5 protein-coding genes are annotated in these 6,501 nt (G+C 74.7%); 3 read left to right on the top strand and 2 right to left on the bottom strand.

The window, feature by feature from the left end; translation table 11 throughout:
* Positions 1 to 1,129: prenyltransferase/squalene oxidase repeat-containing protein (locus VN520_RS14975; protein ID WP_325747403.1), on the bottom strand; the 1,129-nt coding region annotated here is incomplete at its 3' end.
* A gap of 270 nt (positions 1,130 to 1,399) precedes the next feature.
* Here VN520_RS14975 and VN520_RS14980 point away from each other — a divergent pair.
* Positions 1,400 to 1,912: a hypothetical protein gene (locus VN520_RS14980; protein ID WP_325747404.1), complete on the top strand. Its 513-nt coding sequence runs from the start codon at positions 1,400 to 1,402 to the stop codon at positions 1,910 to 1,912.
* Here VN520_RS14980 and VN520_RS14985 read toward each other — a convergent pair.
* Positions 1,894 to 3,384 carry a PHB depolymerase family esterase gene (locus VN520_RS14985; protein WP_325747405.1) on the bottom strand — a complete coding sequence of 497 codons (1,491 nt, stop codon included), beginning with the start codon at positions 3,382 to 3,384 and terminating at the stop codon, positions 1,894 to 1,896. The two genes, VN520_RS14980 and VN520_RS14985, sit on opposite strands and share 19 nt — an antisense overlap.
* A gap of 334 nt (positions 3,385 to 3,718) precedes the next feature.
* Here VN520_RS14985 and VN520_RS14990 point away from each other — a divergent pair, with 334 nt between their 5' ends.
* Positions 3,719 to 4,504: a 3-hydroxybutyrate dehydrogenase gene (locus VN520_RS14990; RefSeq protein ID WP_325747406.1), complete on the top strand. Its 786-nt coding sequence runs from the start codon at positions 3,719 to 3,721 to the stop codon at positions 4,502 to 4,504.
* Positions 4,505 to 4,545: 41 nt separating this feature from the next.
* On the top strand, positions 4,546 to 6,501 hold a 1,956-nt coding region (locus VN520_RS14995), incomplete at its 3' end, for a helix-turn-helix domain-containing protein (RefSeq protein ID WP_325747407.1).

The following is a 6,501-nucleotide window of genomic DNA, read 5'->3' on the forward strand; positions in this document are numbered from 1 at the left end:
TCGAGGGAGCCGTCGCGGCCGGCGAGGGAACGGCGGTCGCGGCGGGCGCGGGGCCCGTCGAGTTGAGCTGCTTCACGAGGTCGACGCCGCCGAAGTCACGGGCGTCGCTGCCGGTCGCATGGGCGGCGAGCACCAGCTGGGCGGTGGCGGCGGGGCCGCCCTCCTTCGCCCAGCCCTGCGCGTGCTTCTCCAGATAGGCGACCGCCCCGGCCGCCTTGTCCTTGTGGCCGGCCGCCGCCAGCGCCACCACCGCGTCCGCCGTGTTGCCGAAGTCCGGCTGCGGCGCGGACTCCTCGGCGCCGGGCATCGGCGGCAGATCCAGGTGCCCCGATCCGCCGAGAGCCTTCGCCAGGTAGGAGGCGCCGTTCTGCGCGGACTGCTCGGGGGTGAGGCCGGTGCCCTCGTGGCAGACGGGGGCCTTCACCGCGTTGTAGTTCCCCACGGCCATGCCCTTGCCCATCGAGCCGAGGACCGCGGCCGCCGTGGCGTCCGCGTTGGCGGTGAGCCGGCCCTTCTTGTCCGGCTGATAGGCGAACGCCCCGCCGTCCTTGCCGCCGCAGGGCAGTGCGAAGGTCTGCAGCGCCGTGTACGGCGTCTTCCCGCCCGCCTTGGTGATCTCGGCGACCGGCACGCCCGCCCTGGCCAGGGCCCCGGTCACGACGGCGGTGGAGTTGGCGTCGCTCGGGCTGCCCGGGTTGTAACCCCAGCCGCCGTCCTCGTTCTGCACGGACTTCAGCCAGCCGGCCCCGTTGTCCACGACCTCGCGGTGCACGCCGAGCTCGACCATGGCCTGCACCGCCGCCGCCGTGGCGTTGGTGTCCGCGACCGTGGTGGCGTCGCAGGGCTCGGAGGCGTCGCGGTACGAGGCGAAGGCCCCGCTGTCGCACTGCTGGCCGACGAGCCAGTCCACCGCCTGCGTGGCGGGTGTGACCAGCTCGATCTTCTGCGCGAGGAAGGCCAGCGACTGGCGCCACACCCCGTCGTAGGCCGGGTCCTTCGTGCCGTACAGCCCCGCCGGAAGAGCGGGGGCGGACGGGGACGGGCTCGGCGCGGCGACCGCCGCCGGGGCGGCCGCTCCACAGAGCACGGCGGTGATCGCGAGCGCTGCCGCGCGGCGGCGTACGGACATGGCGGGCTGGGCCTCTCGAACGGGATCGCCCCTGCTCGGACCGGGCCGAGCGCGTGGGGGCCGGGTCGGCGCCGGATTCGCACCGGCTTCCCCCTGTACGGGCGTGATGACGACCAGCCCACTCTACCGGGGCGCTCCCGGCCGCCCTCGGCCGGAGAGCCGGAACCCGCGCACGGACCCTTCCCAGCAGGTCAGACCCCATGCGAAACTCCGGCGGGGGTCACACGGGCGCGGGCCCGTGGGGAGGAACGACCGGGGTGGGAAGCACCAGTGCGCACAACCAGGACAGGCACGGCGGCAGTCGCCGCCGTGGTGGCCGGATTCATGACGGTGACGACGGGCTGCGGCCTCATCGGGGAGAGCGACGCCGCGCCGGCACCCTCCCCGGAACCCACCGTGCCGTTCACCTCGCGGACGGTCGCCGACGAGATAACCGGCTTCGCCCGGGCCGCAGGGCTCCCGGACGGTGACACCTCCACGGCCGGACTGCCGGAGGGGGACTGGCGCAGGTGTGTCGTGCCCTGGGCGGGCGACGCGCCGGCGGCGGACGCCGCCGGCGCCTTCGAGGCGACGGTGATGCGCATGCGGCAGCACGACTGGGAGATCGTCTCCAGCCATGCCGAGCGGGACGTCACCTACCGCACCCTCGCCAAGCGGGGCTGGAAGCTGTACGCCCGGCACCGCACCGCGGGAGGAGCCGGGCAGGCCGTGTCCCTCACCGCGGTCGAGGACGGCTGCGAGCTGCCCCGGCGGATCAGGGACGGCTACGAGGACCCGGCCTGACAGCCTGAGTCGGCGATCACGAAGTGACCCGCGGGTGACTCCCGGAGGGTGTGGGTGACGAACACGTTGTACAGCCCCATGTCCTGCGCCGAACCCTTCGCATAGGCACGGCCGCCCGAGGTGTACGCCCGGCCGGCCGTCACATGCGCGTAGTTCGACGCCGTGAAGCACCGGGCCGGGGCCGTGCCGCCCGACGTGGTCGCGGTCACGGCGGACGAGCCCGGCCCCGCCGCCCCCGAGGGGTCCGCCGCGCCCACCCGGTAGCGGTAGGAGGTGCCGGCGGTCAGCCCCGTGTCCGTGTAGGCCGTCGAGGCGGTGGAGGCCACCTTCGTGCCGTCGCGGAACACCGCGTAGGAGGCCGCGCCCGCGACCGCGTTCCACGCCAGTGAGGCGCTGGTGTCCGTGATACCGGTGACCTTCAGGCCCGCCGGGGCGGGCAGCCCGTCGCCGCCGCCCGGGGCGCCCTTGTCCAGCCCCCAGAACACACCCGTGTGGTACGCCGAGCAGATGGTGTCCAGGAAGTACGCGGCCGTCGACCCGCACTGCTCGGCGCCCGGCCCCGGGTTCACCGGCAGGCCGTGCCCCATGCCGGACACCGAGAACGTCTCCACGGCGGACCGGCCGGACGCGTCGGCGTAGACGCTCCGGGTGGTGTTGCCGGGCAGGCTCTGGGTGCCGGACGGGGTCTGGCCGATGCCCCACACGTCGGTCCACTGGTCGCGCAGCGCCGTGGCGTTGGCCGGGCGGACCGTGTAGTCGGAGGTGCCCTGCCAGATGGCGACCCGGGGCCAGGGGCCGGTCCAGCCCGGGTAGGAGTTGCGGACCTTGTCGCCCCACTGGGCGGGCGACAGCTTCTGCGGGCCCGTCTGGCAGCCGGACGCGGCGGCCTGGCTCGTGGCGCACTGCGCGGGCAGCCCGGAGGCCACGGACCCGCCGGCGAAGACGTCCGGGTAGGCGGCCAGCAGGTCGGCGGTCATCCCGCCGCCCGCCGAGAGCCCGGTGACGTACACCCGGCGGCCGTCGGAGCCGTACGTCTGCTTCGCGTACTGGACCATCTGCACGATCGACGCCGCCTCGCCCCGGCCCCGCGTGCTCTCGGCCGGGTCGAACCAGCCGAAGCACGACAGCGGGTTGTTCGCCGAGGTGGTCTGCGGGAAGACGACGTCGAAGCCCCACCGATCGGCGTACTCGGTCCAGCCCGAGTGGGTGTGGTACGCGTCGGCCGACTGGGTGCAGCCGTGCAGGGCGACCACCAGGGGCGCGCCCGCCGGCACGCTGTCGGGGGTGTAGGCGAACATCTGGAGGTTGCCGGGGTTCGGGCCGAAGCCGGTGACCTGCTGAAGACCGGCGGCAGCCGGGGCCGCGGGAGCGGCGGCGGCGGGGACCGGATACGCGGCGAGCAGGGGCAGCAAGCCGCAGACGGCGACGGACGCGACGCGGCGGAGCAGGCGTCGCAGGAGCGGTGGGCGCACGGTGGGGCCTCCTCATCGGACGTGCGGACGGACGCGGACGGGCGTGGACGGACGCGGACGGGCGTGGGCGTGCGGACGGACGCGGACGGGCGGAGGGACACGGACGGACGGGCTGCTGCCGGAACCTACGAGCCGGGGCCCGGGCCGCCCATGTGGCAGACGGCCACCCGCCGTCCCCCGCTGTGTGCGGCGCTCCCCTTGCGCCCGCCCGACGCCCGGCGGACGCGCGCCCCGGCACCCGGCCGCACCATGTAGGCCGCCACCATGCGGCCGTACCGGGGTGTGTGCACCGACCCCGTGTGATGCGGGCGGCGACGTCCTTACGGTGACGCCCATGCAGACTTCCCGTACCCCCCAGCACGACCCCCTCGCCCCCACCGCCCTCGCCGGACGCACCGCCCTGGTCACCGGGGCGGCCAGCGGCATCGGACTGGCCTGCGCGCAGGCACTCGCCGCCGCCGGCGCCCATGTGCACGTCGTGGACAAGGCGGGCGACGCCGCGAAGGACGTCGCCGCACGGATCGGCGGCACGGCCTGGGTGGCCGACCTCTCCGTGGCGGAAGCGGTGGACGGGCTGCCCGCCGACGCGGACATCGTGGTCAACAACGCGGGGCTCCAGCACGTGGCGCCCGTGCACGAGTTCCCGCCGGACCGCTTCACGCTGATCCACCGCGTCATGGTGGAAGCACCGTTCCGCATCTTGCGCCGCACGCTCCCCGGCATGTACGAACGCGGCTGGGGGCGTGTCGTCAACATCTCGTCCGTGCACGGGCTGCGCGCCAGCCCCTACAAGTCGGCCTACGTCTCGGCCAAGCACGCACTGGAGGGGCTCAGCAAAGTGGTCGCACTCGAAGCGGCGGCGCACGGGGTGACGAGCAACTGCGTCAGCCCCGGCTACGTCCGCACGCCCCTGGTCGAGGGACAGATCGCGGACCAGGCCCACAGCCACGGCATCTCCGAACAGGAGGTGGTCGGCCGGGTGCTGCTGGAACGCAGCGCCCTCAAGTCGCTGATCGAGCCCCGCGACGTGGCCGGTGCCGTCCTGTGGCTGTGCGGACCCGGCACCTCCCACATCACCGGGAGCTCCCTCACGATGGACGGCGGCTGGACCGCCAACTGACCCCCGACCACCCCCGCAAGCCGGAAGAACGATGGCCGCCCATGTCTGAACCGCCCCCCTCCGCCGCGCCTCTTCTGGCACGCCTCCTGGACCTGCTGGCCGACGACGCCCCCGCCGAGGAACTGGGTGCCGTCACCTCGGCGGCCAGGGCCGCGGGTGTGCCCGCCGCCGAACTGGCCGAGGTGGAACGGGCGGCCGCCACCGCCCTGCGGATCAGGGGCGCCCTGCGCCAGCACCGGCGCAGGGAACTCCAGCTCACCGCCCTCTTCGACACGGCGGGCGACCTGGCCGCCTCCCGGGACCCGGACGACGTGCTGAAGGCGATCGTGCGGCGGGCCAGGAGACTGCTGGGCACCGACACCGCCTATCTCACGCTCCCCGACGAGGAGGCCGGCGACACCTACATGCGGGTGACCGACGGGTCGGTGTCCCTGCTGTTCCAGCGGCTCCGGCTCGAACTGGGCGAAGGGCTCGGCGGACTCGTGGCACAGACCGCGAGCCCGTACGCGACCCCCGACTACCGCACCGACGACCGCTTCCGCCACACCCGCAACATCAACGCCGGTGTGCTGGACGAAGGGCTGGTGGCGATCCTGGGCGTGCCCCTGCTGCTCGGCTCCAGCCGGGGAGGCACGGGCAAGGTCATCGGGGTCCTCTTCGCCGCCGACCGCGCCGCGCGGGTCTTCAGCCCCGACGAGGTGGCCCTGCTCTGCTCGCTCGCCGCGCACGCCGCCATCGCGATCGACACCGCCCGGGCCCTGGACGACACCCGGGCCGCCCTCGCGGAACTCGCCGGCGCGAACGCGGAACTGGCCGAGGCCAACGCCGCCGTGCGCGCGCACTCGGCCGCCATGCGGCGCGCGGAGGAGGCCCACGACCGGCTCACCGACCTGGTGCTGCGCGGCGGTGACGTGAAGGACGTCGCCGTGTCCGTCGCCGGGCTGCTCGACAGCCCCCTGACCATCCACGACCCCGGCGGGCGCCCGCTGGCGGCCGTACGGCCCGACGGCACCGGGTGCGCCGCCGACAGCATGGACGCCCACTGGCTCGCCGGCACCGCCGAGGAGTCCCGCCACGGGGCGCGCGCCGTGCACCGCGACGGCCGGTGGATCTGTGCCGTGCTCGCCGGGCAGGAGCTCCTCGCCAGCCTGGTGCTGCACCGGGCGGCCCGGCTCGACGACTCCGACCGGCGGCTCTTCGAACGCGCCGCCGTCGTCACCGGCCTGCTCCTGCTGCTGCGCCGTACGGTCGCCGAGACCGAGAACCGGATACGGGGCGAACTGATCAGCGACCTGCTCGGCGACCCGGAGCGCGACCCGGCCGGGCTGGCCGAACGGGGCCGGAGACTCGGCGTCGACCTGGACCGGCCGCATCTGCTGCTGGTGGCGGAGGCGGCGGCCAGGGAGAAACTCGGCGGCGCCGCGATGCGGTACCTGTTCGGCGGGGGCATCCACGGGGTGAGCGCCGAACACGCGGGCACCGTCGTGCTGCTGATCGAATGCGACGGCGAAGGAACGCCCGCGGGCGCCGCCGCACGGGCGGCAGCCGCGCAGCTCGGCCACCTCGTCCAGGCGCCCGTCACCGTCGCCGGCACGGGCCCGGCGGCCGGCACCCGCGACCTCGCCGCCGCCTACGCGGAAGCCGCGCGCTGCCTGCGTGCCATGCGGGTGCTCGGCCGCGAGGGCGAAGGGGCCTGCGTCGGCGAACTCGGCTTCCTGGGCGTCGTCCTGGGCAACGCGAAGGACGTGGACGGCTTCGTGACCGCCGTACTGGGCCCGCTGCTGCGGTACGACGAGCGACGCGGCACCCATCTCGTACGGACCCTGCGGGCGTACTTCGGCGCGGGCGGCAGCCTGATCCGGGCCAAGGACGAACTGCACGTGCATGTGAACACGGTGGTGCAGCGCCTCGACCGGATCCAGGTGCTGCTCGGCCGCGACTGGAACGAGCCCGACCGGGCGCTGGAGCTCCAGCTGGCGCTGCGGCTGCACCTGCTG

Source organism: Streptomyces sp. (genome assembly GCF_035563135.1).
Classification (GTDB): Bacteria; Actinomycetota; Actinomycetes; order Streptomycetales; family Streptomycetaceae; genus Streptomyces.

Coding starts and splice junctions, on each gene's coding strand:
- VN520_RS14990 (WP_325747406.1), top strand. CDS start 3,719: ATGCAGACTTCCCGTACCCCCCAGCACGACCCCCTCGCCCCCACCGCC.